The organism is Oceanospirillum maris DSM 6286 (genome assembly GCF_000422865.1).
Taxonomy (GTDB): Bacteria; Pseudomonadota; Gammaproteobacteria; order Pseudomonadales; family Halomonadaceae; genus Oceanospirillum; species Oceanospirillum maris.
Genome location: NZ_AUGW01000026.1, coordinates 26,705 through 49,383, shown reverse-complemented (window position 1 = coordinate 49,383; position 22,679 = coordinate 26,705). Strand labels below are relative to the sequence as shown.

The following is a 22,679-nucleotide window of genomic DNA, read 5'->3' as shown; positions in this document are numbered from 1 at the left end:
TGTTAAGCAGATCTCCCCAGATAAGGACATGAACTTTCCCTGCGCAACTGCATCATTTACGGTGGCCGTTAGATCACATGGCTTCGTCGTCTTGTGCCAACTCGCCTCCAGCCTACGCCTCCTATGATGTTCTTGTTCATCAGCTCGCAGTTTTGCTAGCGGCTTCCTTCGGACCCAACTTCGCGGTTAAGCCCTTGCCATTCGCTAGTAGTTAACATCTAATAGTGATATTAAAATCACTAAGGATGGTGACCTTCCTACAGAGGACTTTCACCTCATTAGTTCATGCCCATGCTGGGCGTACACAAGTAAATCCATGTGACGCCTTCGGCGCATCTGATTTAGGCGTTCAGGCTGTAGAAAAACTTCCCGAACTATGGTCTGATCGGGTTTTTAAACACAGGAGGCGGTGATGGCTCGATTTAAGCATTATGACTATAATCAAACGTCGATGGTGGTCATTAATTACCTGGATCAGTTACAACCGGCGTTTTACAGCAACCTCCCGCACTAACTGAAAACGCCGTTGTCCTATATTACAATGCTGATGGTGCACTAGACCTTTGCAGAAAGGCTGCCCTGATAATGCTGCATCATCGACAATGCCTGCTGCCAGAATTCAGCCGTTTTATTCTCGCTGAGAGACTCGGCATAATTGATACGCTCCTGCGCAAAAGAGATAAAGTTTACTTTTTCCTTGCTATCCTGTTGCGAGATCTGCTCCGTTGTTAGCGTTCTCTCGACATGACCGCTTTCCGTTAGTTTCAAGCCTGAAATATTCAGTCCCATAGACCAAATCGCATCAACCCCTTCAGGAGATAGATTACCGGCAGATTGCTGGGACTTACCCCATTCTAACAATTCACGGCGGGTCATATGGGTAAAGTCTGCACCTGTGATAGAAGATGACTCTTCTATGCCAATGGAATTAGACTTAGCCATGATATCTGGAAACCGACTGTCTATGCCGTCAACTTGAGATTTATTTTGAATAGCCTGTCCCATAGCTGTTTGATTGATTGATTCAACCTTCATCAATATCACTCCTTTAAAATACTTTATTAAAGACATAAAAAATCATGACAACTTATTTTAACTTTAAAAACCTTACTGTAAACAAATAAAAATGCAAATCATTTTAAATATTAAAGAACAAAAAAATATGGTTGACACAAAATTTAATTTTATTAATATCTCATTGCCTGCGCAGGATTCGCATTGAAAATTTCAAAGGAAATGAGTTATGAGAGTTATGAAACACCTTTTAATAAAAAGTATTATACTACTGACAACAACTGTCACCAGCTTAAGTGCATTATCTCAGGATATTCAATTAAGAAACAAACAACTACCACCGTCTGTACCTTCTGTTACTGTTTTTCAGAAACTGGATCTTAGCCAGTTCAAAGTTAAAGTTTCTGATACTCCACTACAACAATTGGAATCAGCTGGAATGGCCACTAGAGGCTCTGCTCCTGCACTGACTCAAGTTCAAGTGTTTGCTGTGGGATCATCAAACTGTGGATGGGAAGCTATATCAGCGAATACCTTCGCAACGAGCTGTGATCACGGTGGTTCAGTTTTAAGATCAGTTATTCTGGAAGTAGGGTACAGCAACGCTTCCTTACGCACGGCATGGATGAGTGGAGCGTTCAGGCTGTAGAAAAACCTCCCGAACTATGATCTGATCGGGTTTTGAAACGCAGGAGGCGGTGATGGCTCGATTTAAGCACTACGACTATAATCAAACGTCGATGGTGGTGATCAATTATCAGGATCAGTTACAACACGGTACTTTTGAGCACGCCTTGCACTACCTCGTTTCTGAAAAGCTGGATCTGTCCGCGTTTCGCCAGCCTTATAAGAATGATAGTGAAGGCCGTCCGGCCTACGATCCGGCCATTTTGCTAAAAATCATCCTGTTTGCTTACTCTAAAGGCATCACCTCCAGCCGTGAGATTCAATGGCAACTTTATTGCCTGGTGCACAATGTAGAAAAACTGGCAAAATACGGCCATCTCAGCCAGTAAAACAAAACAAATACAGCCTTAGAACAGGCACTGAAAGCGGTACGAATCGAGCTTACAGACAACCAAAGCCTAAAAAGGCTGGAAACACAGAATTAAGCAAGGGTTGCTGATAAAAACCAGCCATCGAAAATAAACCACAGAAGACGAGTGGTTGGTGGGAAAAGCGGGTTAGAAATAGGTTTTCTACAGGCTCGTTATGGTGCCGGAGCGAACTCGATTCTAATAAAGAAGGGGAGTATGCTTCTGTTAGCATACTCGTTAATAGATTTTTTTGAGGTCACGGTAGACGTTTTCGTGAGAACCAAGAGCCATCAGTTCTAAGGTCACAGTTCCATCTTCATAGCTGTAACCAAGTAAAGTTAGCTGCTTGACCATCTTGAATTTATGTACTCGCAAAAACGCTAGGTCGCCTTTTTTCTGTTCGCCAATATACGGATCTTTCATCAGATCTCGAATAGCGTTATCTAAGTCCATTTTTTGGTTTTTGTGTAGCTTCTTAACTGCTTTCTTGAAGGTCGGCGTTTGCAGAATATTGGTAATGTTAGTCAAAGGTGTAAGCCTCTAATTTACCAGCTTCTTTCTCTGCTTTTGAGATAATAGCTTGTTTTACAAATTCATAGGGTAAATCAGGGTTGTCTTCCATCATTTCCCCAATTTTCGCCCAATGCTCAATTTGTTTTGGTGTCGTACGATTTAATGCTTTAGCCATAATCGTGGCTTTATCAAAAAGATCTTGGTCAATTCGCACACTTGCCGTAGCCATGATATATCTCCTAATATGGTTTTAGTAACAATATGATCGTAGCATATTGCTACATATGTTGCGAATTGCACCATGATCGGGTGGCCGGAGGTATCTAGCCTCCAGCCTACGTCTCATATGATGTTCTTGCTCATCAGCTCGCTCAATTTTCTAGCAAGAGTGCTAGCGGCTTCCTTCAGACCAAACCTCGTGGTCTTGCCCTTGCCATTCGCTAGTCGTTAACATCTAATAACGACATAAATCGCTAAGGATGGTGACCTTCCTACAGAGGACTTTCACCTCATTAGTTCATGCCCATGCTGGGCGTACACAAAAACAGCCAAGGCGACGCCAAAAAAACGGCGCGCTTGCTGTTGGCGTTATATGCCTTTAGCGTTTTGTGAATGTTTAGAGTAGTGAGTAAATAATGAGAGAAGAGTTAAGAGCTAAAATTATTGAGGTTTGTGATAAAAAAATCTTAAGTAAAGGTGATAATGTTGGTTTGTCATTCTATGCGTTTTTCGCAAATAAAAATGATAATCCGGTTTTACTTATGGAAGCCGCCACTTGGTGGATTCAAACTCACAAATTAGATCATTTTGTGAAAGCTCATAAAGTTAAAGAAATGATTCAAGCTGGGTTGTAGCGGCATATAACAAGCCATTAAACAGGGGCAAAATACAGTTGGCTTTTGCTCCTTCGTCGCTAATTTTAGCCAACAATATTTAGCCCATTATTAGGGCGCTCAGGCGGTACAAAAACCTCCCAAACTATGGCCTGATTGGGTTTTGAAACGCAGGAGGCGGTGATGGCTCGATTCAAGCACTACGACTACAACCAAACATCGATGGTGGTCATTAATTACCTGGATCAGTTGCAGCCCGGGTCATTTGAGCATGCTCTGCATTATCACTGTTTTTTACCTGCCAAAAAATAAACAATAGAAAACGAGTAAACAGAGGGAAAGTCTGCTTAGCAATAGCTCCTTCTTCAAGTTAGTCGCATCAATCATAGGAAATCATTGATGAATAAAAAGGATAAAGTTGGAACTACTGCTGGGGTTATTGGAAGCTCTGAAAATTATGCGGACAATGTTATTTTGGGTGCAAGCAGAGGTCATGGTTTTGCCGCTGAAAAAGCAAACCACATGAAAGATGTGATGTTTGGCAAAGATGCAAAAATTGTGGGTGGTGATAACGCTAAAAATGGTGCGGATAGATTCGTTAATGGCGTAAATATACAAACTAAATACTGTAATTCAGGCTCGAAATGTATAAGTGAATGTTTTGATAAGGGAAGTTTTCGGTATTGGAATAGTGACGGTAGTCCTATGCAGATCGAAGTTCCTTCTGATCAATATGATTCTGCAGTACAGGCTATGGAAAACAGAATCCAAAAAGGTCAAGTGGCAGGGGTGACCGACTCCCGTTTGGCTAAGGATATTGTCAGAAAAGGTGCTTTTACCTATGAGCAAGTGAGAAATATTGCGAAATTTGGAACGATTGAAGGTCTCACTTACGATGCTGTAAATGGAATAAAATTAGCAGGTACTGCAATGGGAGTTTCTGCTGCCGTATCTTTTGCTGTCAGTCTATGGGGCGGAGAAGGCTTTGAAAAGGCTCTGGAATCTTCTTGCTATGTTGGATTAAAGGTAGGAGGGGTTGCTTGGGCCAGCAGTATTATTACAGCTCAACTTGGGCGAACAGGAGTCGAGCAAAGTTTGCGAGGAACTACTGATTGGGTTGTTAAGCAAATGGGCCCCAAAGCAGCTGCGTGGATCGCTAAGGGTTTACGATCCGGTAACTCTATATATGGTGCTGCTGCTATGAATCACGTCAGTAAGCTCCTACGTGGAAATATTGTCACGGGTGTTGTTACTACTTTGGTTATCTCGTCTACTGATTTTGTTCATATGTTCCAAGGACGATGCTCGGGTGCTCAATTATTTAAGAACATTGCCTCGACGGCTTCTGGTGTTGCAGGAGGAACAGGGGGCTGGATGGCTGGCGCAGCAGGTGGCGCTGCATTAGGGTCAGCAATTCCGATTATAGGAACTGCCGCTGGTGGAATTATTGGTGGTCTATTCGGCGCTTTTGCTGGAGGATCTGCAGCAAATGCAGCAGCGAGTACGGTACTTGATGGGCTTATTGAAGATGATGCAAAGGAAATGCTAGCAATAGTGGAGAAGGTATTCGGTAAGCTTGCTACTGACTATATGTTGAATGAGAAGGAGGCTGAAGCCGCTATTGATGAGTTCAAATCTATAGATGTTCCTGATTTTCTTCGTGATATGTACGCAGCAAGTGGTCGTAAATCTTTTGCTAAAGCGAAGCTTAAGCCCATAATCGAAAATATTATTGAAAAAAGAAAAGTAATTACTCTTCCAACAGTTGAGCAGCTGACACAAAAAACAGGCCAAGTTATAGAGAAGCTTGCAATTGCGGCTTAATGGAATAAGAACATAAAAAACTAATCGGGCTTTCACAATAGGCGGTAATAGCTCGATTTTGAAAGAACTTCAAGGGAAAAATGTCGTAGTTGCGCTTGGTACAACCAACTTTAGCAATGTCGTTAAAGGAGACGTATTGGATGTGTCAGATGGTTGGCTAAAAATACAAACCAAGAAAACACTAGAGTTTATTAGAGTTGACGCAATAATAAAAATTTCAGTACCTTAGCTAAAAACTTCAAAAATCACCAAAAATATTACCCAGAACTATCGAGGTTGAAGATGACGGATTCAGCTATTCAAATTGTTTGCCAAAGTTGCAGCACAAAAAATCGCTTACCTAAAACCAAGCTGGGCGATAAGCCGCTCTGTGGGAAGTGTGGGAAGCCTGTTCTTTCAACAAGTCCTATTGTGGGTAACGACCAAAACTTTAGACGTTATATTACGGATAATGGCTTGCCTGTGGTGGTTGATTTCTGGGCGTCATGGTGTGGGCCGTGTAAACAATTTGCGCCGACTTTTGAGCAAGTCGCCGGTGAAATGTCGACTCAAGCATGTTTTGTAAAGCTGGATACGGAGCAGAATCAAAGCACGGCGGGTGGCTACAATATTCGTTCTATCCCGACTTTAATGATCTTTCATCACGGTAAAGAAGTGGCCCGTTTGTCCGGTGCGTTACCGAAGCCACAATTTAAACAGTGGCTTGCGCAAAATTTACCGCAGGTCTAACCCATTTAGCTCAATAAAAGACATGGGCTTTAATATCTGCAGAGGCTTAGTTTAAAGAGAAATATGGCCTGTACTGTGCTCAAGCTCTGTTAGTAGTTTAAGGGCTTGTTCACGGTTTTCACCACAAACATAGTCTGCGGGCTGGAAATCACCACAAACTTTAGGGCGCTCGGGCTGACCAAATAACTCGCAACGCAGATCATCCATTAGATGGGCGCAAGGCGTACCTGCGGGCTTGCCTTGCGGCATTTTGGGTAAAGGGCTGGTGATGCTGGGGGCAATACAGCAAGCGGCACAGCCGAGGCGGCAGGGTTTCGCCATTAAGGTTCCTAGAGAAGAGAATTGAACAGAAAGGCACTAGGATATAAGGGAACTAGATGCACTTTCTGAGTTCTTAAGCTCTTGATAAGCTCTATGTGATTCAATATAGGCACGCAATATAAGTTGATTTGTAGTATTTGTCAGGTAATTTTGCTGCTAAGCCCATCCACAGTGATAATAAATGAGCCCCAATGAGGTTCTATATCCATTAAAGGAGACGGATCATGCCCGTTGCAACCGCGCGTCATATTTTAGTAGCTGATGAACCCCAGTGTTTAGAGCTAAAACAGAAAATTGAGTCTGGTGATGACTTTGCTGTCGTCGCCCGTGAACACTCTCTTTGCCCATCCGGTGCAGAAGGCGGCGATCTAGGGAGCTTTCGCCCCGGTGAGATGGTGCCAGAGTTCGATACAGCCGTATTCTCTGGTGATTTGAATACGGTTCTAGGTCCGGTGAAAACCCAGTTTGGGTATCACCTGCTGGAAGTAACAAGCCGGAGTTAAGCGTTTGGCTTAGAATTGAGGTACTCTCCCCAGTATCGGTTTATCGCCATTAATGGTTATTCCGGCTACTGGGGAAATGCTTTAAATTAGACCAAAATCAGCCCAAGGTTTATTTCCGTGTGAGTGCTGTGCCTTCAAAGTGAATCCCATCCCACCCCTGCGCGATAAAATTTCGAATATTACCGTGATCGTCACCGTCAGGCGTGTTTAGTACATCCTGATAAAAGCGACCAAAACAACGCAATGTTGCTTCCTGGTTAAGGCCTTGATCTTTAGCGAAGGCAAATATTTTGCAACTCCCTTCATTTTGACCGGCTTCATTGTTCACACTGCCGTTGCTAAATGCGCTTGGTGTGTAGTCATAAAGATTGGCAATGATTGTTTGGGTTTCTTCAAACTCAGGGCCTTGATCCGAGCTCAGCTTTTCTAAGAATTCATTAAGAGTCATATTGCTGTCGCCTTATCTATTAGCCAAAATTAAAGTAAAAGCTATCGAGAATTGTAATTCTACAAAAAGAGGCAGCAATAACCTAGCAGGTTTTCTGAGCCGATGATCAAGATTTAAAGCTGGTGAACAGAATGTCATGACGTTTATGTGACAGAATAATGGTATCAGTTTATTTTTGTAAAAAATTCGAGCCTAGCCAAAATTATTTTTGACGTCACAAGGAAGCGAAAAACCCCTTTTTTCATCATGTTATGTGCCAAATCATTCGGTGTTAGATGATATCTTGATGTGTATCATTTTATTACCCTAATAGTCGTCCTTAAAGCACCTCTTCTTTTCTGTCTCCAGTAGTGTTAAATTCCGCCGCCCTATTTAAGTATTAACTTAATTTATGCTGGTTGATACTTGTGCATTTTGCTGCTTTTTAAATGGTCAAATTGGAGTGTCGAGTTGGAGTGTTCAGCAATAAATACCGATCTATTGTCCCCTTTGGTTGGTGTCGCTCAGGGCATGGATCTTATTGATATGGCTTTTGCCCACATCAAACTGGATGAAGATTTGACGGTAATTACCGCCAATGAACATCTTGACCAACTTGCTAACCTGTACCACTTACCTGCAAAAAAATTGAGTTCTTGGCTCAAAAGTGGGCTGTATCCAACTCAAGATGACCTGCTTGGAGCCTTGATAAAAGATCAGGCTTTAAAAGCGGAAAGCCAAGGTCACTCCTTAGATGGACAAACGTTTAATTTTCAATGGTCATTAAAGTTACTGCCGGATTCAACCGCGTTGTGTTTTTTGCGGGATATCCGTTGGCGACAAAAATATCAAGATCAATGGACGCTGTTTGAGCGTATCTATAACTCAAGTAGAGCATCCGTTGTGATCACCGATGCAAGCAATCGCATTGTGCTGGCCAATAAGCGTTTTGAAGATATTTCAGGGTATACCGCCAGTGAAGTTTTAGGTTTTGACCCCGGCTATTTTAGCTCTGGGCGTCAGGATAAAGCCTTTTATCGACAGCTATGGCAAAGCTTGATGGTTGATGGTTATTGGTCGGGTATTATTTGGAACCGCCGTAAAGATGGGCGGGAATACCCAGAGCAAAAAACAATCTATTCCGTCAGTAATGATGCTGGGCAGGTTACGCACTATTTCTCATCCGGTGAGCCTGTTTTACATAACGATGCGCCAACTCTGGTTAGCTCTATTACCTCTGGCCAAAGCAATAGCATTATGGGGCAACAGGGATTAATTGAGCGCCTTAATGCTAAGCGACATACCCATCAACAGGGTATTACCGTGTTCTATATTGGTGTTGATAATATGGGACGGCTTAATCGACATGGTGGTATGGCCCTTGGCGATCATGTGGTTCGGGTGTTACTTCAACGCTTAACCGAAACCTTTACCCCTGGTGGTATGGTGGCGCGTTCTATTGGCGATGAATTTATTATTGCAGCCCCTCATATTTCTACGCCGGATCAAGCTGAGTCCGTAGCCCAAGGTTTGCTTAAAACGCTGCAAAGCAGTATTGAGCATCAGTCTATTGAATGGCGCTTATCGGTCAGTATTGGCATAACGCTGTTGCAGCCTTCGCAGCGTCCCTCGGAGGCGATCGAAAAAGCCCATCTTGCGATGCATCATGCCAAGGAACAGGGAGGAAACTCGGCCCATTTCTTTGATAGTGGTGTGCAGCAGGAAGCTAAAGAGGGTGTTCTACTGGAACAAGCTTTGCACTCCGCTTTAGATAAGGGGGAGTTCTCGCTGCATTATCAGCCTATCATTAATACTGAAAGCGGAGCGGTGGTTTCTGCAGAAGCGCTGCTGCGCTGGAATTCTGCTCAACTGGGTGTTGTCCCCCCTGATCGTTTTATCCCGATAGCGGAGCATTCAGGGCTTATTCACAGTATTGGCCGCTGGGTGGTTGAAGAGGTTTGTCGGCAGCTAAATCAATGGGGTGAAGATTTCACCGGTAGTGTTGCTGTTAATTTATCGGTTCTTCAGCTGCAGTATGCAGGGCTTGCTGAGCAGTTGCTTTCTATTTTAGCGAAATATGATATACCTGTAGCAAGAATCGCCCTTGAGATTACAGAAACGGCGATGATTCACGATGCCCATTCCGCTATATCGGTTGTGACCGACCTTAAAGAAGCGGGCTTCTTGTTATCTATTGATGATTTTGGCACGGGTTACTCCAGTCTTAGTTATTTAACGCGCTTTCAGCTGGATAAGTTGAAGGTTGATCGTTGCTTTGTGCAGAAAATGACCGAGCAGCCCCAAGAGCGTTTGGTAACAAAAGCAATTGTTCAGCTCGCTAAAAGTTTGGGTATGACCATTGTCGCCGAAGGGGTTGAGACCGTTGAGCAACGTCAAGCTTTAGCCCTATTGCAGTGTGATTACTTGCAGGGTTATCTCATCAGTAAGCCGTTACCGGCGCAGGCGTTTCTATCATTTATTACCCCAGCTATGACAACAACAAGCACTCCAGCTATTACAACAACCACAACAAACATCCCAACTATGACAACAACAAGGATATAGATTTAAACCATGACTCTAGTGAGCGCAACCCAGCATCGAATTAAAGTAGACCCTAAGCGTTGTATTATCTCAACAACCGATAAGAAAGGGGTTATTCAGGGGTGTAATGACTATTTTGCTACTTTGTCTGGACATCAGAAAGAGCAGCTCATTGGTGCGCCTCATAGCATTATTCGCCATCCTGATATGCCTTCAGAGGCTTTTAAAGACCTTTGGACTACGGTATCAAAGGGTGGTAACTGGATGGGGCTGGTTAAGAACAGTACTAAAAACGGTGATCATTACTGGGTTGATGCTTATGTAACGCCTATTTATCAAGACAATGATATTGTAGGTTATCAATCGGTACGACACTGTCCCGATGAACCTGATGTTGAGCGTGCAGATGCGCTCTATCAATCCGTTAAACTTAAAACGACACCGCTAAGCCATTATTTTAAAAGTAAGAGTCGCTCGTTAATTACAATTTTTCATGGTTTGATCACCGTGCTTCCATTATTAGCCTTGGTGCTTTGGGCGGTTGATGTGCCATTAAAAAGCAGTCTTGAGATTCTAGGGGTGGGAGCTTTAGGTGTTTGTTTTGCGGGTATTCGGCAGTCGGCTCAATACCGGCGTCTTGCGGCTAAGAGTCGTAAAATCTATAGCAATACGTTATCACAGAAAGTCTATAGTAATGCCCATGATGAGGTCGGCGAGGTTGACCTTGCTCTGCATTATCTGGACCGAACGATGAAGACCGTTGTTAATCGGTTGGATAATGCCTCAAATCATTTCCATCATCATATTGAAGCGGTTTCTGATCAGGTTACCGAAGTCAGCGAGCAAGCCCAGCATCAGCTGGATGAGCTAACCCAAGCTGCCGCAGTAATGGAACAGGTTTCTGTTGCCACAGAAGAAGTGGCTAGAAATTGTGATACGGCGGCGGAGGCGGCTAAAAATGCGGATCGTATCAGCCTGCTAGGTCAAGAAAGCGTAGAGCGTAGCGAGCAGACGATTCAGGAGCTGTGCGATTCTGTAAGAAGCTCTACGGTTCAACTCGAACTGCTAAAAAAGCAAAGTGAAAATATAGATCAGATTCTGGATGAGATCAGCAGTATTGCTGCACAAACGAATCTGCTGGCGCTTAATGCTGCCATTGAAGCATCCCGTGCGGGGGAAGCAGGTCGTGGCTTTGCCGTTGTTGCCGATGAAGTACGCAATCTTGCCCATCGCTCCCAGCAATCAACCGTTGATATTCAGGGTATTTTGTCCCAATTCAGAAGCCAAACCCAAAAAGTAGTTGAGACGATGCAGGCCTCTGAAACCCAGGCGATTGAAACCGTTGATGAGATCAAACAGTCGGAATCTGTCCTAGCGGAGCTGCAGGGTATTATTTCTCAGGTAGGGCAGATGAATATTCAGATCGCCTCCGCCACAGAGGAGCAATCTGCAGCGGCTAACGAGATGAAAGAAAGAATATCGGCTATTCAGCAATCCGCAGAACAGACATCAAGCACCAGCAAATCAACACGGCAGTCTAGTTTACATCTTATTGACGAGGCCAATGATCTGGCGAGTCTTATTCAACGTTTTGGTCAGAATACTTAAACGGCGTTTATTATTTCGGCAAATTTTTGTTGTATAGGTTATTGTTTAACGGTAGGGCTTGGCTTATATGGAACTTTGAATCTTAATTGTAAGGGTTTTAAGTTTTACCGTTAATCAATATAGATGCCCTTCGCGGATACCGTCTCGCGGATATAAGGAGTTATCTTATGTGGCCATTAAACATTCCGTTTAGTCGAATCGTCTTGTTATCCATGCTTGTTGTCTTATCAGGTTGCTATAATGATAAGCCGCCTGCGCTGAGTGCAACGGGCCAGCAGATGTATCTGGATTATTGTGCTGGCTGCCATAAAGCGAGTGGTGTGGGTAAGATCTTTATGGGGGTTCCCCCTGCATTCGCCCATGAGCTATCACGGGCGGAAGTGGTTAAGCTGATTAGAGAGGGTGATCCTCGTTATTCTCGAATGCCGACCTTTCCTCAAATATCATTTAGCCAGGGACATAAAATAGTGTCTTATCTTCGGGAACTAAAAGAGAAGCAACGATACAAATAGGCCCCCTCTGCGATTACCTTAAAGAAACTGTTACAATAAACGGAATATAAACCGGTAACAGTTTCTTTAAAGGCCTCCTATTTTAATGAGCTATATAGCGCTACAAGATTATTCAAAACAGTGGATTTTTCGCCATAAAGATCTCCCCCTAGCATCAGAAGACCTTTCTGCCATTAAACCGATGACACCTGAGCGTTCATTGCAGCTTTGGCAAGCTCAAGTCAGCCCCCAGAGCCTTGACTATAGTTTCTTTCAGCCAGATGACTGGGCGGGTAATAGTAAAAGCTGGCTAGAAACTGGCCCCTGGCAGTCCGCTTGGGACAGTAACGATAATGATCTACCCGAACTGATGCGGGAGCATTTTGACTGGGAACAAAATACCGTAGTGTATGTGTGCTATGACAGCGAGAACGTTATAGAAACCACTTGGGGTGTTTTTCAGCGCGCTTGGAAGAACTTTCTTTTTATGGATGATGGCACCTTAATCATTGGCCGCAAGCGCAAACAAGTGGCTCAATTCTTTGATAACGGCCAAATGCGCATAGGTTTAAAACCTTAAGTTAGGTCGGTGTTCCTCCTTTTTAGCTCACGTTTTTAGTTTGCGAATTGACTATGAAAATACTGCACACCTCAGACTGGCATCTGGGCCAGTTGTTTTATGGAAAAAGCCGAGAGCGGGAGCAGTCTGCTTTTCTCCATTGGTTAGTTGAACAGGTCGCGCAACAGGATATTGATGTTGTTTTGGTGGCAGGGGATCTTTTTGATACCGGTACACCGCCTAGTTATGCCCGTTCGTTGTATAACCATTTTATTGTTCAATTGCAGCAAACCTGCCCAAACTGCCAGTTAATACTTCTTGCAGGTAATCATGATTCCGTTGCCGTCTTGAACGAATCAAAGGGCTTGCTAAAAGCGTTAAATACACGGGTTATTGCCGGTGCTAACCCTGAGCGACTGGCAGAGTGGATCGCTGAAAACGCTCCTAAAAACAGCGATGAAAAGAGCCCTAGAATAATAGATGCCCCTTCAGAGGCCTCTTTTTTGTTAGAACCGCTCGAAGCGGTTATTCCGTTAAATAATAAGGCCGGTGATGTTGAGGCAGTGCTTTGCGCGGTTCCTTTTCTTCGATCGAGTGATTTAATGCGCAGCCGAGCCGAGTTATCAGCGGATGATCGTCAACGGCAGTTACAGCAGCAAATTAGTGAGTATTACCAGAACCTCTACCAAGCGGCTCAAATACTGTATCCAAATAAACCGGTGGTGATGACCGGCCATCTAACAACCGTTGGGGCTTCTAGCTCTGAATCCGTCAGAGATATTTATATCGGTACGCTTGAAGCCTTTCCAGCCGCTGCATTTCCCCCAGCGGACTATATTGCGTTGGGCCATATTCATCGGCCACAAAAGGTAGCAAAAACAGAACATATTCGTTACTGCGGTTCTCCCTATCCTCTGAGTTTTGATGAAATTAGCCGAGAGAAACAGGTGCTAGTGGTAACCTTGGATGCAGATCGCTTTATTCAGGCGGAGCCTTTGTCTGTGCCGATATTCCAGCCGTTAGCGAGGATTAATGGTGATTTAGATGAAATCAAACGGCAGCTTGATCAGCTTGTACTGATAGATCAACAAAAAATGGGTAAAGAACAGACCGTCTGGGTGGAGATGAGTATAACGACTCAAGACTATCTCTCCGATCTGCAGCGGCGAATAGACGATATGATTGCCGATCGCCCTATTGAGGTGCTTCGCCTTCGTCGACAGAAAACGCAGCGTCAAACCTTAGCGGATCAAGTTCCTAAAGTGCAACTGGATGAGCTAAGCCCTGAGGAAGTTTTTCAGCGGCGTTTAAGTCTAGAAACACTGACGCCTGAGCGCGCCGAGGCTTTAACCGCTTGTTTTAATCAGGTGCTATCGAGTCAAGAGCTTGAGCAGAACCCGTTAACATCGACAATAACGCCAGAGGCTAAATCGTGAAAATATTATCGGTTCGGCTTAAAAATCTTAATGCGCTTAAAGGCGAGTGGAAGATAGATTTCACCCAAGCCCCTTTTAATGAAAGCGGTCTATTCGCCATTATTGGTGCGACAGGTGCCGGTAAAACGACATTATTGGATGCGATCTGTTTAGCGCTGTATCACGAAACCCCACGGTTACAGCTATCTGCCAGTGATAACCAACTCATGACCCACCATACACAGGATTGTCTGGCTGAAGTTGAGTTTGCCGTTAACGATACCTGTTATCGTGCCTTTTGGTCGCAAAAACGAGCGGCTAAAACACAGCGCTTGCAGGGAATCAAAGTCGAGTTATCGGATAGTGAAGGGAATATTCTGGCGGATAAAGTACGGGATAAATTAAGGCTAACGGAAGAGCTGACCGGGCTTGATTTCAATCGATTCACTAAATCAATGCTGCTTTCCCAGGGGCAATTTGCCGCATTTTTAAATGCCAAAGAAAGCGAGCGGGCAGAGCTGCTGGAGAAATTAACCGGGACAGAGATCTACGGCACGTTATCTCAAAAGGTTTTCCAGCGCAGTAAAGATGAACAGGATGCTGTCAAAAAGCTGCAATATAAGCTTGATGGTGTGGAGTTGCTTAGCCGTGACACCTTGAACGACTACGAGCAAAGGCAGCAAACACTTGATCAGGCCATGACCAAGCTTAGCGCAGATCAAGAGCAGCTGGCTCAACAGATCAATGCACTCGACCAGCTTGAGACACTTGCGGGCAGAACCCAGAAAACTAAACTACAGCGGCTACAGGCCGAAGAGGCGATTAAAGCAAACGGCGAGAGCTTAAAGGCGCTTGAAAAAGCGTTGCCTGCGGGAAAAATATTACCTAATTTTCAACGGCTTAATGAGATAACGGAACAGATAGCCCAAGCAGACGATCAGCTGGAAGCCTTACAGTCGCAAGTGGCAACCGAGCAGGATTTACTGCAAAAAACACAGCACCGATTTAACAACGCTGAAACCGCCCTAAACGCCGATCGTAAACACCGCGAGCAGGAAGAGGCCCGTTTAGAAAAAGAGCTGGCCCCCTTAGATGAGAACATTCGCCACCGTGCTGAACAGGTTAAACAGCAACGCTTGGCCCTCAAGCCTGATCAAGAGCAGCTTCAAACGTTAGAGCAGCAGCATAAAGAGCAGCTTGAGCAACTCAATCAGCAGCGGCAACAAGCTAGGGAGTTGGCTCTTTGGTTAAATCAGCAAGATCAGATACCAAAAATTGCCGATCAAATCGCCCATTGGCAAGGTCATTTCAGTCGTCGTAAAGAACTGGGGGATGAACTGCATAACCACCGGCAGCAAGGGCGAGCCTTACAGAAAAATATTACGGCATTAAAACTAGAGCTGGCGCCGTTAGAACAAGCGGTCTCTCAGTTTAGTGCTGGGCAGCAGGCCTATCAGCATCAACTTGACTCGTTACAGCAACAGATTGACCAACACCCGCTACAGGATGACGCCGGTGCTAGGGCGTTACTTGAAGCCCTGACGCAGCTTCTGGAGCAAGGGAAAAACCTCAGCTTTAGCCAACAACAGATTCAACAAACCCATGCCAAATGCCAACGTTATGAGCAAGAGCTTACGCAGCACCGAGAGCAGCGTGCCCCACTTCTGAATCAGCGGGATCACTTAAGGGAGCAGTATAAAACCCAGCAGCGACACCTACAGGATATTGAGCAGCTTCTCGTTCAAGAGCGGCAGATTACCGCCTTAAAAGATGCCCGAGATCGCTTGCAAGCTGAACAGCCCTGTCCGTTATGTGGGTCGACAGAGCATCCCGCCATCGAACAATACGCTGGAATAGAGGTTTCTGCCACAGAGCAGCGATTTCAAACGATGGTGCAGCAGCAAGAAGAGCTGAAGCGTGATGGTGAGCAGTTAAACCGTCAGATACAGCACCACGATGCCCGTATTGAATCCCTCGGCAAAGATCATATTGAGCAGCAAAAGCAACTAACAGAGCAAACCCAGCAGTGGCGGCAGCACTTGGCCGTGGTTATGCAAAAGATCGAAGCTCTGCCGATGAATGTTTTGCCTGCGGAGTTTCTAATATCCGAGTTTGTTAGCTCAGAACTTGCTAACTCAGAACTTACTAGCTTAGAGACTGTTAACGCAGAGCTTGCTCACGCGCTGGCAGCGTTAAACACCAAATTAGAAACCGAGATAACGACGCTTCAGCAAGGGCTTGCCGTTAAGGACGCGCTGAAAAACAAGATTTTAACCTTACATCATCAGCGACAAGAAAAGCACGGGCAGCATCAAAGGGCTTTAGAGCAACAGCAGCAGAAGACAGCGCAGATCGGTATTGAGCAGAATAATCTGGCGCAAAACCAAAGCCGCGAACAACAGCTTAAAGACGCTCTTTGTACACTGGAGCAACTGCTTACGGATGAGATGGGGCACGCTGGGTTAGTACTGCCTAAACTTGAAGAGCAAGATCAGGTTTTACAAGGGTTGATTGAACAGGTCAGCCAATGGCAGCAAACCCGTGAGCAACATCAAAGCATAGAGCAAAAGTTAGAACAGCTGCAGCACCACAGCCAACTATTATGGTCGCAAATTGAAGATCAGCGGAAGCGTTGCCAGACACTAGAATCCGCCTTAAAAACAACGGAATCACAATGGCTAGCGCTTAAAGAGGAGCGCCATCTAACCTTTGGCAGCACAACTATCGCAGAAGAACGTTTACGGCTTAAAGAGCAGATTCAGCACTCCGAAGCGGCTCTTGATCGGGCGCGCAGTGCTTTGGCGACCTGTCGGGAGCAGCTCGAAGGCACAAAAGCCCGTATCGCCCAGCAGTCAGAACATCGCAGTAATATCCTAGAGCAACAGCTTACGGCTAACCACGCTTGGCAAACGGCTTTAGCTGGAAGCCCTTTTAAGGATGAGCAAGCCTTTGAACGTGCGCTACCGGATGCGGGATGCCTTGAGCAATGGCAACGCCTGAAAACAGAGCTGGATGAACAGCTCCATAGCGCCCAGGTTGGTGAGGATATCGCCCATCAAGAGTTGCTTGAGTTTGTGCAGCAGCACGTTTTTATACAGGATCTTATCGGTTTAACTCACTTAGGTTTAACAACAGAAACCCTTGAGGTTAAATCGCTAACGGAAAAAAGAATTCAGCGTTGTCTGGGTAAACGTACCAAAATAAAACAGGATTTTGCAACACAGCAAGGGCATTTAGACGAACTGAAAACAGAACAAACAGAGTTAAAACAGCTGATTCGTCAAGACAGCACCCGTCGGGCTGGGTTGGTCGAATTGAGCCAGCAAATTGATACCCAACAGGAGAAAGCCGATCTTTGGGCGCAGCTTAAACAGCTGATTGGCTCAGCGGATGGCGCTAACTTCAGGCGTTTTGCCCAAGGGCTAACACTTGAATACCTAACGGAGCTGGCGAATCGGCAGTTATTACAACTGCACGACCGTTACCAGCTACAGCGCAAGAGCAATGCCGAACTTGAACTGGAAGTGCTTGATACTTGGCAGGCCGATGCGGTGCGAGATACCCGAACCCTTTCCGGTGGGGAAAGCTTTTTAGTGAGTTTGGCGCTGGCTTTGGCGTTGTCTGACCTGGTCAGTCATAAGGTGCGTATAGACTCGCTGTTTCTGGATGAAGGCTTTGGCACCCTTGATGCCGAAACCTTAGATATGGCACTTAACGCGCTTGATAATCTGAATGCGAGCGGAAAAATGATCGGTGTTATTAGCCATGTTTCCGCAATGAAAGAACGTATTCCGGTACAAATTAAGGTCACGAAGAAATCAGGGCTTGGGGTTAGCGAGCTGGAACCCTGTTACCGATTGGCGTAACTGGCGATAGGTTAAGGTGGATCAGTTTAATACGGCACTCAGGAATGCAGACTCAAGGATAGAGTGCCGTATTAGTGCCTTTTTAGTGGTGTTTTGGCGTTATTTTATGGTGTTTTTCTTGGAAAAAGAGAAAAGTTAATCAACCGTTTTAATATGATGAATAATTAGATTTTTAATGTTTACGTTTTTGCTCTAATATTCTCCGCTTGATATTGTTCTATCATCATGTCTTTTAAATGACCCTATTCAAACGTGAATATTGTATCTCTGATATTAGGTGATTGACTCTCTGATATTGGGTATGAGTTCGTGTGAAAAAGGTTGCATAAAAACTGAACGATTTGCTCCTAAACTTGAGGAATTCAACCGATGTTTGCCCCATCACGTTCACTTGTGATCGCCAGTGCTCTAACATCCTGTTTGCTACTTAGCGGGTGCCAGAAAGAAGAAGATACTCAAGTAACCGCTGACGTTATTCGACCTGTTAAGCTCGCCAAAATTGGAGACCAAAGTGTGTCCATTCGGTATTTTCCTGCGGCGTTTGTGGCCAGTCAGGAAACCGATCTGGCTTTTCGTGTGTCAGGCGAGCTTTTCAAGCTGCCGATAGTCGAAGGCGAGATGGTCAAAAAAGGTCAGTTGCTTGCTTCCTTGGATGATCAAGATTTTCTACTTAACGTTGAGCAGCGCCAAACGGCTTACGACTTGAGCAAATTACAGTATCAGCGAATCCGTACCATGGTTGATCAACGAGCGGCCACACAGTCGCAACTTGATGAAGTTAAAACAACCATGCGCCAAGCTGAAACCGCTTTGCAACAGGCTAAAAATCAGCTTGCCTATAGTTCGATCAGTGCGCCCTACGATGGTGTCATTGCTAAGGTCTACGCGGATAACTATGAGTTTGTAGGGGCTACCGTTCCTGTTTTAAAGCTGGAAAATGCCGAGACTATTGATGTGCGTTTTCAGGTGCCGGAAGATCTTATTTCACGCATCCGTAAAGATAATACGAAATATCTGCCACAGGTCACGGTTGAAAGTGCTCCAGGCAAGGTTTTCGAAGCGCGTTATAAGGAGCACAGCACCAACCCTGACCCTAGCACAAAAGGCTATGATGTGATCTTGACGATGCCGCGACCTGACCCAGCAAGCCTTACCTTGCTACCGGGAATGACCGCAGAGGTTAAGGTTAATATTAATGAGATGCTAGGTGACCCCGCCTTTTGGTTGGTGCCCGTTGAAGCGGTTTTTGTAGATGAAAGTAAATCCCTTGATAACCCTGATCGCTCTGTATGGGTTTATAACCCAGAGAACCATCGCTTAAGTAAGCGAGCGGTAACGATGGGCGAGCTGCAAGGTAATAATGTTCAGATTACTTCCGGTTTAAAAGCAGAAGAACAGATTGTCGTTGCCGGTGTTTATGCTATTAAAGATGGTATGGAAGTGCGCCCTTGGGTTAAAGAGCGAGGGCTATAAACGATGAGTATTGCCAAGTATTTTATTGAGAAGAAAGTTTCTAGCTGGATGATCACTCTTATTTTACTTATTGGAGGCATTGTCTCCTTTGGTAAATTAGGCCAGTTAGAAGACCCTGCTTTTACCATTAAAGATGCTCTCGTTATTACCTATTACCCCGGAGCTTCCCCCGAACAGGTTGAAGAGGAAGTCACCTACCCCATCGAGCAGGCGATTCAGAACCTGCCCTACGTTGATAAGCTTGTCTCAACCAGTAAAGCGGGTTATTCAAAGGTTCAGTTGACAGTTAAAGACACTTATCGTGGCAAAGACCTGAACCAGATTTGGGATGAGTTGCGTAAGAAAATGCGTGATTTAGGCCCTTCACTACCAAAAGGCTCTTCTGCGCCTTATGTGGTTGATGATTTTGGTGATGTTTATGGGGTTCTTCTGGCCGTAACCGGTGATGGCTATCGCTATAACGATCTTAAATCCTATGTCGACTTCCTTCGTCGAGAAATGGTATTGGTTGATGGTGTGAGTAAAGTCACTATTGCTGGGGAACAAGAAGAGCAAATCTTTATTGAGATATCTCGGGCGCGCCTTGCCGCTTTAGGTATCACAACCGGTCAGCTTGATCAGTTACTCAGCAGCCAAAACGCGGTGTCTAATGCTGGTCGTGTTAAGGTAGGCAGTGAATATATCCGTATCAGCCCCACGGGTGAATTTCAAGATATTACCGCCCTTGAAAGCCTAATGTTGCCCGCACCTAATGGCGAAATTGTTTATCTACGTGATGTGGCAGAAGTTCGCCGTGGCTATAAAGAGCCGTCTAGCCAAAAAGTAGACTTTAATGGTGAACGTTCTCTGTTGGTGGGTGTTTCCTTTGCATCTGGTGTCAACGTTGTTGATATTGGTAAGCAACTTGAAGCCCGTTTGGAGGATCTTAAATATCAGCAGCCCCTCGGTATTCAACTCAACACGATCTATTTCCAATCCCATGAAGTCGATAATTCTGTCAGCTCTTTCCTGCTCAATCTGTTTGAAGCGGTTGGTATTGTTATTATCGTTCTCCTGTTGTTTATGGGGGTACGTTCGGGGATTTTAATCGGCCTGATTCTACTGCTAACGATCTTGGGTACCTTTATCGTTATGGAATATATGCATATCAACTTACAGCGTATCTCGTTAGGGGGCTTGATTATCGCCCTCGGGATGCTTGTTGATAATGCGATTGTGGTTACAGAAGGGATACTTATTGGCCTTAAGCGGGGCTATAGTAAGTTAGAAGCCGCAGAAGATATTGTTAAGCAAACTAAGTGGCCCTTACTTGGGGCAACGATTATTGCTATTGCCGCTTTTGCACCTATTGGCCTATCTCCCGATTCGGTGGGTGAGTTTGTTGGCTCGTTATTCCAAGTACTTTTAATCTCTCTGTTTTTAAGCTGGATCACGGCGATTACATTAACACCCTTTTTCTGTGATCTTTTCTTTAAAGAAGAAATTAAAGCGAAGCATGAGCTAGAAGATCCTTACAAAGGTATTCTTTTTACGGCTTATAAATGGCTATTGGCTAGAGCGCTGCATTACCGTAAGTCTACGGTATTCATTTTGGTTATAGCGCTTGTTGTCGCAGGTTGGGCTTTCCAGTTTGTTAAGCAAGCTTTTTTCCCACCATCACCGACACCTTTATTCTTTGTTACGGTGGAGATGCCCGAGGGAAGTCATCTTGATGAAACCTATAAGCGCATTCAGGATATACAGGCCTACGCCTTAGAAGATGAACGGGTGCTCTATGCGTCATCAACAACAGGCAAAGGTATGCCACGGTTTATGCTGACCTATAATGCGGCTCAGGCGAATAATAGCTACGGGCAAATAGTGGTCAGAGCTAAGAACGGTGAAGATATTCCCGATTTAATTGGGCGTCTACACGGTTACTTACAGGAAAATCATGGTGATTTAGACGTTAAACTTGAGCGATTAATGTTAGGCCCTGCCTCAGGATCTAAGATTGAAGCGCGCTTTATTGGCCCTGACCCAGAAGTACTGCGTCGACTGTCAGCACAAACTAAGCATATCTTTGAGCAAGATGGTGGCATAGAAGGGATTAAGGATAACTGGCGTCAGCGGGTAAAAGTGCTGCGACCTGTGTTTGATGAATCCCATGCCCGTCGTCTAGGGATTACCAAGAAAGAGATTAACCGCGTACTCTTAATGAATTTCTCCGGTGCGCAGGTGGGCGTTTATCGGGAAGGAACTAAGCAGATACCGATTATCATGCAGCCACCGGCACAGGAGCGCTTGTCCGTTGAGCAGATGCGTGACCTTCAGGTCTTTAGTCAGGCAACGAATAGCTATGTGCCTTTAAGTAGTTTGGTATCAGACTTTGAGGTGGTTTGGGAAGATCCTATTATCGAGCGCCGTAACCGAAAACGTTCGCTTACCGTAATGGGTGATCCGCTGATTATGGGGAATGAAACAACGGATACGGTCTTTAAGCGTATTCAGCCTTTGGTAGAAGCGATTGAGCTGCCCCGTGGCTATGATCTTGAATGGGGTGGTGAGTACGAGAACTCCCGTGATGCACAGCAAAATATCTTTAGCTCTTTACCTTTGGGCTATCTGTTTATGTTTATTATCACGGTATTGCTCTTTAATTCATTCAAAGCTTCGATTGTTATCTGGCTCTGTGTACCGCTGGCGCTGATTGGGGTCTCCCAAGGGTTGCTGATTATGGACGCCGCCTTTAGCTTTATGGCACTGCTAGGCTTCTTAAGCTTATCAGGTATGATTGTTAAAAATGGCATCGTCTTAATTGATCAGGTCAACTATGAGCTATCGAAGGGTGTTGAACCTTTTGAAGCGGTGTTTCATTCTGCCGTTAGTCGTGTGCGACCTGTGTGTATGGCCGCCATTACTACAATTTTAGGCATGGTACCTTTATTGTTTGATACCTTCTTCCAAGGTATGGCGGTGGTTATTGCCTTTGGCTTAGGCTTTGCAACCATATTAACCTTGATTGCAGTGCCCGTGTTTTATGCGATGTTCTTTAGAATCCCGTACAAACCACACCCTAAAATGAATATGGTTTAACAATGCTCAAAAAAACGCTATAGATCACTGTGAAGTGGCGCTATAGCGTTTTTTTTAACGGTTAAAAAGACAATAAGACTAAGAGCGAGGGCCTGTCCGCTTGATAAAGAGAGCCTTACAGCTACCGTTCACAATGGAATACATGGTGTAGTAGCGTTCACCTGTTTTAATATAGCTTGCCACTTCTTTTTGATGGCTTGGGTGATGTCTTTTCAGCACGACAGCAGCTTGGAATACCTCGCTGTTCTTTCCAAGAAACGCTTTTGATAACTCATCCGCTGCCATTTTTGCCTGATAATCTGGGCACTCCGCTATGGCTGTGGTACTCAATAGAATTGAAGCGAGTGTAGATACTATTGCCAAGGACTTTTTAAAGCTGATCATGATGTAAACCTAATATTGACGATATAGCCTAGGTTACTGACTTGACGCCAGAGTCTCAAGTTA

General features: G+C 44.9%; 21 protein-coding genes and 1 pseudogene. 16 read left to right on the top strand and 6 right to left on the bottom strand.

Annotated elements, in window-relative coordinates:
- Positions 1 to 555: 555 nt before the first annotated feature.
- Positions 556 to 1,035, bottom strand: coding sequence for a hypothetical protein (locus G517_RS0111005; RefSeq protein ID WP_028304457.1), 480 nt, complete (start codon positions 1,033 to 1,035; stop codon positions 556 to 558).
- Between the two features lie 208 nt (positions 1,036 to 1,243).
- Here G517_RS0111005 and G517_RS20930 point away from each other — a divergent pair, with 208 nt between their 5' ends.
- Both G517_RS20930 and G517_RS18790 read left to right on the top strand, forming a co-directional pair.
- Complete coding sequence (locus G517_RS20930) at positions 1,244 to 1,663, top strand: DUF4879 domain-containing protein (RefSeq protein ID WP_028304456.1); 420 nt, start codon at positions 1,244 to 1,246, stop codon at positions 1,661 to 1,663.
- A 52-nt stretch (positions 1,664 to 1,715) separates the two neighbouring features.
- Positions 1,716 to 1,967 (top strand): annotated as a pseudogene (locus G517_RS18790) (transposase); the annotation flags it as partial.
- Positions 1,968 to 2,288: 321 nt separating this feature from the next.
- Here G517_RS18790 and G517_RS0110990 read toward each other — a convergent pair.
- Positions 2,289 to 2,579, bottom strand: coding sequence for a type II toxin-antitoxin system RelE/ParE family toxin (locus tag G517_RS0110990; RefSeq protein WP_028304455.1), 291 nt, complete (start codon positions 2,577 to 2,579; stop codon positions 2,289 to 2,291).
- Positions 2,572 to 2,793, bottom strand: a complete 222-nt coding sequence (locus tag G517_RS0110985; RefSeq protein WP_028304454.1) for a TA system antitoxin ParD family protein — start codon at positions 2,791 to 2,793, stop codon at positions 2,572 to 2,574. The genes G517_RS0110990 and G517_RS0110985 overlap by 8 nt, the downstream gene beginning before the upstream one ends.
- Before the next feature lie 406 nt (positions 2,794 to 3,199).
- Between G517_RS0110985 and G517_RS0110980 the strand changes: the two genes are divergently transcribed.
- The 5 genes from G517_RS0110980 to trxC all read left to right on the top strand — a co-directional run bounded on the left by G517_RS0110980 (position 3,200) and on the right by trxC (position 5,950).
- The gene (locus G517_RS0110980) at positions 3,200 to 3,418 is read left to right on the top strand and encodes a DUF6500 family protein (protein ID WP_028304453.1); all 219 of its coding nucleotides are present in this window, start codon (positions 3,200 to 3,202) and stop codon (positions 3,416 to 3,418) included.
- 162 nt (positions 3,419 to 3,580) lie between these two features.
- The gene (locus tag G517_RS21235) at positions 3,581 to 3,709 is read left to right on the top strand and encodes a hypothetical protein (protein WP_281167509.1); all 129 of its coding nucleotides are present in this window, start codon (positions 3,581 to 3,583) and stop codon (positions 3,707 to 3,709) included.
- 87 nt (positions 3,710 to 3,796) lie between these two features.
- Positions 3,797 to 5,221 carry a hypothetical protein gene (locus G517_RS0110970; protein WP_028304452.1) on the top strand — a complete coding sequence of 475 codons (1,425 nt, stop codon included), beginning with the start codon at positions 3,797 to 3,799 and terminating at the stop codon, positions 5,219 to 5,221.
- 58 nt (positions 5,222 to 5,279) lie between these two features.
- Positions 5,280 to 5,450: a DUF6897 domain-containing protein gene (locus G517_RS20760; RefSeq protein WP_157833190.1), complete on the top strand. Its 171-nt coding sequence runs from the start codon at positions 5,280 to 5,282 to the stop codon at positions 5,448 to 5,450.
- Between the two features lie 53 nt (positions 5,451 to 5,503).
- Positions 5,504 to 5,950 carry a thioredoxin TrxC gene (trxC, locus tag G517_RS0110960; RefSeq protein ID WP_051206316.1) on the top strand — a complete coding sequence of 149 codons (447 nt, stop codon included), beginning with the start codon at positions 5,504 to 5,506 and terminating at the stop codon, positions 5,948 to 5,950.
- Positions 5,951 to 6,001: 51 nt separating this feature from the next.
- Here the strand turns inward: trxC and G517_RS0110955 are convergent, their stop codons facing one another.
- Entirely contained in the window at positions 6,002 to 6,271 is a 270-nt protein-coding gene (locus G517_RS0110955; RefSeq protein WP_028304450.1) for a hypothetical protein, read from the bottom strand.
- Positions 6,272 to 6,495: 224 nt separating this feature from the next.
- On the opposite strand from G517_RS0110955, the gene G517_RS0110950 reads away from it, so the two are divergent.
- Complete coding sequence (locus G517_RS0110950) at positions 6,496 to 6,774, top strand: peptidylprolyl isomerase (protein WP_028304449.1); 279 nt, start codon at positions 6,496 to 6,498, stop codon at positions 6,772 to 6,774.
- Between the two features lie 109 nt (positions 6,775 to 6,883).
- On the opposite strand, the gene G517_RS0110945 is transcribed toward G517_RS0110950, so the two are convergent.
- On the bottom strand, positions 6,884 to 7,222 hold the full coding sequence (locus G517_RS0110945; protein ID WP_028304448.1) for a HopJ type III effector protein: 339 nt from the start codon (positions 7,220 to 7,222) through the stop codon (positions 6,884 to 6,886).
- 450 nt (positions 7,223 to 7,672) lie between these two features.
- On the opposite strand from G517_RS0110945, the gene G517_RS0110940 reads away from it, so the two are divergent.
- The 8 genes from G517_RS0110940 to G517_RS0110905 all read left to right on the top strand — a co-directional run bounded on the left by G517_RS0110940 (position 7,673) and on the right by G517_RS0110905 (position 22,232).
- Positions 7,673 to 9,766, top strand: a complete 2,094-nt coding sequence (locus G517_RS0110940) for a sensor domain-containing protein (RefSeq protein WP_036591250.1) — start codon at positions 7,673 to 7,675, stop codon at positions 9,764 to 9,766.
- A 9-nt stretch (positions 9,767 to 9,775) separates the two neighbouring features.
- On the top strand, positions 9,776 to 11,353 hold the full coding sequence (locus G517_RS0110935; protein ID WP_028304446.1) for a methyl-accepting chemotaxis protein: 1,578 nt from the start codon (positions 9,776 to 9,778) through the stop codon (positions 11,351 to 11,353).
- Positions 11,354 to 11,520: 167 nt separating this feature from the next.
- Positions 11,521 to 11,865, top strand: a complete 345-nt coding sequence (locus G517_RS0110930; protein WP_028304445.1) for a c-type cytochrome — start codon at positions 11,521 to 11,523, stop codon at positions 11,863 to 11,865.
- 85 nt (positions 11,866 to 11,950) lie between these two features.
- Positions 11,951 to 12,424 (top strand): DUF2947 domain-containing protein, encoded by a 474-nt coding sequence (locus G517_RS0110925; RefSeq protein WP_028304444.1) that lies wholly within the window; start codon positions 11,951 to 11,953, stop codon positions 12,422 to 12,424.
- Between the two features lie 53 nt (positions 12,425 to 12,477).
- On the top strand, positions 12,478 to 13,839 hold the full coding sequence (locus tag G517_RS18785; RefSeq protein WP_051206314.1) for an exonuclease SbcCD subunit D C-terminal domain-containing protein: 1,362 nt from the start codon (positions 12,478 to 12,480) through the stop codon (positions 13,837 to 13,839).
- Positions 13,836 to 17,684, top strand: coding sequence for an AAA family ATPase (locus G517_RS0110915; protein WP_028304443.1), 3,849 nt, complete (start codon positions 13,836 to 13,838; stop codon positions 17,682 to 17,684). The genes G517_RS18785 and G517_RS0110915 overlap by 4 nt, the downstream gene beginning before the upstream one ends.
- 369 nt (positions 17,685 to 18,053) lie before the next feature.
- Positions 18,054 to 19,157 (top strand): efflux RND transporter periplasmic adaptor subunit, encoded by a 1,104-nt coding sequence (locus G517_RS0110910; RefSeq protein WP_051206311.1) that lies wholly within the window; start codon positions 18,054 to 18,056, stop codon positions 19,155 to 19,157.
- 3 nt (positions 19,158 to 19,160) lie between these two features.
- On the top strand, positions 19,161 to 22,232 hold the full coding sequence (locus G517_RS0110905; protein ID WP_028304441.1) for an efflux RND transporter permease subunit: 3,072 nt from the start codon (positions 19,161 to 19,163) through the stop codon (positions 22,230 to 22,232).
- A gap of 78 nt (positions 22,233 to 22,310) precedes the next feature.
- Here G517_RS0110905 and G517_RS0110900 read toward each other — a convergent pair whose 3' ends face one another.
- Positions 22,311 to 22,616, bottom strand: a complete 306-nt coding sequence (locus G517_RS0110900; RefSeq protein ID WP_051206309.1) for a hypothetical protein — start codon at positions 22,614 to 22,616, stop codon at positions 22,311 to 22,313.
- Positions 22,617 to 22,679 lie beyond the last annotated feature (63 nt).